The sequence below is a fragment of the Corallococcus llansteffanensis genome (assembly GCF_003612055.1).
GTDB lineage: Bacteria > Myxococcota > Myxococcia > Myxococcales > Myxococcaceae > Corallococcus > Corallococcus llansteffanensis.
The window spans coordinates 1-3,306 of sequence record NZ_RAWB01000820.1 but is presented as its reverse complement, the minus strand read 5'-3'; the positions used below and the strand labels follow the sequence as shown (position 1 = coordinate 3,306).

Genomic DNA, 3,306 nt, shown 5'->3' with positions numbered 1-3,306 from the left:
GGGATCGACAGGGGCCCGTCGATTCTGTCACCGGAAAACGGACCAGGCGACGGGGCGTGCCCCGGCAGGGTGTGCCCGGTGGGAGGCCGGACACGCCCCCCGGGGTCGGACCCGGGTGCTACATCTGTCGTGCCATGGATGATCCAACCGACAGGGACGGCGACCGCCGCCGGGAGCCGCGCAAGCCGAAGCCACCCCGCAAGGTGTCGCAGCGCTACCTGGAGAATGCCGCGCTGCACTACCTCAAGCGCTACGCGGCCACGGTGAGCCAGCTCAAGCGCGTGCTGATGCGCCGGGTGGACCGCTCGGTGAAGTTCCACGGCACCGACCGCAAGGAGGCGGTGGGGTGGGTGGACGCGCTGGCGGAGAAGCTCATCCGCAACAACCTCATCAACGATGGGGCCTACGCGCAGACCAAGGCGCACTCGCTGCGCGCGTCCGGCCGCAGCGCGCGCGTCATCACCCAGAAGCTGCGCATGAAGGGCGTGGCGCCGGAGCTGGTGCAGCAGAAGCTGGCGGAGGCCACCGAGGACGTGTCCGAGGACGCCGCCGCCCTCATCTGGGCGCGCAAGAAGCGGCTGGGCCCCTTCCGGCGCGATGCCAGCACGCGCGCGGACAACCGCCAGCGGGATCTGGCGGCGCTCGCACGCGCGGGCTTCTCCTTCGCCATCGCGAAGCGGATCATCGACGGAACGGCCGACGACGCGCCGCTCCGCCGCTGAGCCTGGCTACTCCTGGAGCTGCGTGACGGTCAGCGCCGGGTCGCTGGCGATGTCGGCCTCCGTGTAGCGCAGGTCCACCCACTGCTTCTGGGAGAACATCACCGTCTGGTCCGCGTACCAGGGCGAGGCCGGGTTGCTGGACTGCGAGTAGGTGAGGACGGACTTCGCCACGGGCCCCGCGTCGGTGAAGGACACGGCCATGATGAAGCTGGAGCCCAGGACGGGCTCGTAGGTGTTGTCCGGCAGCAGGCGGTTGGAGATCTGGTTGAAGCAGCCCTCGGAGTGGCTGCAGCCGTGGATGGGGATGAACACGCCGTTCTTCCGCTTGCCCTGCACGGAGCCCGTCGTCGCGTCCAGGGCGATGCTCCGCTCGCGCAGCGTGCGCACGGCGGTGCCCAGCGCCTGGGCCACCTGCGGGTGCAGGGTGTTGAGCACGCGGGGCGTGTTGACGGGGTCCTCCGGGTTGAAGGGGAGGAGGTACGGGCCGCCCGTCACCGCGACCGCGTTGAGGATGAACACGCGCCACAGCAGCTCGCCGCGGCTGTCCAGGTTGCCCTTCAGGTCCCACTGCGCCAGCACCGGGCAGGCGGGGCGCAGGTCCTCGAAGGTGCCGTCCGCCATCAGCACGAAGGGCGTGCGGCGGCACAGCGACACCGCGGCGTCGCGCAGCAGCTCCCCGGAGTAGGTGCGGTTGTTGAGCATCACCGTCTGGAGCTGCTCCAGCGTGAAGCGCTGGCCCTCCAGGCCGTCGGTGCCCGCGAGCCGTCCCTGCACCATCTTCAGGCCCAGCCGGGTGCGCAGGCTGCGCACGCTCTTCTCCTCGCCCAGGATGCGCGGGAAGCCGGTGAGGGGCTGCGCGGGGTTGGGCAGCCAGTAGCTGTCATTGGAGTTGGTGACGTAGTCATCGCGCGTGAGGTGCGGCATGCGCGACGGGCCCAGGATGCCCGGCTCCACCGCGTCCGCGTCGGTGCCCCAGGCGCAGTCGGAGCGCGAGCCGTCCAGCACCGGCAGCCCTGCTTGCTGGAGGATGAGCAGCGGGATGGGGGACAGCACGCAGCGGGCGAGGTGCGCGTTGGTGACGTGGGGCACGACGCCCATGTCCGCGTAGTAGGAGCGGCCCTGCGCGTCCGCCGCCAGCGTGTTGACCCACGGGATGCCCTGCCAGGTGGCCTGCGCCTGGCGCAGCTCCTCCACGTTGGTGGCGCGGTCCATGGCGAAGAAGGTGTCCAGCACGCGCAGGTTGGAGGCGTTGGCGTCCGCGAACGCGTAGCCGGTGAGCCCGTTCCAGGTCATCAGGCCGGCCGGGTACTCCAGCATCGGGCCCAGATGCGAGCGGTAGAAGGTGTGCTGCCGGGAGGAGAGCGAGCCGTCCGCTTCCCGCGCCTGCACCGTCACCGTCTGCGTCGTCATCTGACGCAGCTGCCCGTCGAACAGGTAGGTGGTGGGGCTGCCGGGGACGAGCTTCAACTCGAACGGCGTGAAGCGGTACGCGGTGGAGACGGTGTGGCTCCAGGCCAGCGTCTCGTTGTGGCCGATGAGGATGGCGGGCACGCCCACGAGGCTCACGCCGCTGACGTTGAGCTTGCCGGGCACGGTGAGGTGCGCCTGGTAGAAGCGCTCCGAGCCCTCCCAGGGGAAGTGCGGGTTGGCCAGCACCATGCCCTTGCCGTTGCGCGTGGCCTGCCCTCCCAGGCCGAAGGCGTTGCTGCCCAGGCCCATGGACTCCGAGTGGGGGAAGACGTTGCGGTCCAGGCTCGCGGGCACCGGCAGCGGCAGGGGCAGCGAGCCATCCGGCAGGAGCGCGGGGGGCTTCGCGTCCACCAGCGCGTCCAGGAAGAAGCTGGAGCTGGCGAAGAGGCTGAGCTGGTAGTAGCGCAGGTAGAGGTCGTGCTCGGTGATGGGGCGCACCCAGGCGGCGCCCCGGCAGCGCGGATCCGGCAGCGCGTTCACGCCGGTGTCGCGCAGGTAGCGGTTGAAGCCGGCGGCATAGCCGCGCACCAATTCGCGCGCGTCCTGCGAAGGGCCGAGCGGCGCGGGCTTCGCGAGCAGCGCGTCCACGGTGCCGGCGTCCACGATGGACTGGTAGAAGAAGTCGCTCTTCAGGTTGACGAGGTCGCCGCCCAGCGGCGCCGGATAGGTGGCGTCCGGCCCGAAGTAGCGCGAGCGCTGCGCGTTCACCGTCACCAGTACGTCCGCCAGCTCGCAGAGGTTGTCCTGCGCGAACGCGTAGCCGTAGCCGTAGCCCAGGCTGGCGAAGTCGTCCGCCAGCACGTGGGGGATGCCGTGCGCGGTGCGCCGGACGGTGGCGGAGAAGCTGCCCGCGCCCAGCTTCACCGTCGCCACGGTGTCGGCCGGGGGCGTCGCGGCGCGCGGCTCACAGGCGGTGGCCAAGAGCAGCGCCGCCAGCGGCAGCAGCCGGCCACCCCGGTTCCTTCCATCACGTCCAACCATCGAGGGACTCCCTTCACGCAGAGGAGAAATTCCCTCCTATTTGTAAGAACCCCCCATTCCTGGATCGCGCGGTGGGAAGGAAGTCGGTCGACGCGTCGAACGACGTGTCGGCGGGGGTGGAAGGGGCCCGGGA

General features: G+C 70.6%; 2 protein-coding genes. One reads left to right on the top strand and one right to left on the bottom strand.

Annotated elements, in window-relative coordinates; genetic code table 11:
- The first annotated feature begins 134 nt into the window (after positions 1 to 134).
- On the top strand, positions 135 to 722 hold the full coding sequence (locus D7V93_RS40710) for a regulatory protein RecX (protein WP_120648382.1): 588 nt from the start codon (positions 135 to 137) through the stop codon (positions 720 to 722).
- Between the two features lie 6 nt (positions 723 to 728).
- Here D7V93_RS40710 and D7V93_RS40705 read toward each other — a convergent pair whose 3' ends face one another.
- The gene (locus D7V93_RS40705; protein ID WP_120648381.1) at positions 729 to 3,173 is read right to left on the bottom strand and encodes an acylase; all 2,445 of its coding nucleotides are present in this window, start codon (positions 3,171 to 3,173) and stop codon (positions 729 to 731) included.
- Positions 3,174 to 3,306 lie beyond the last annotated feature (133 nt).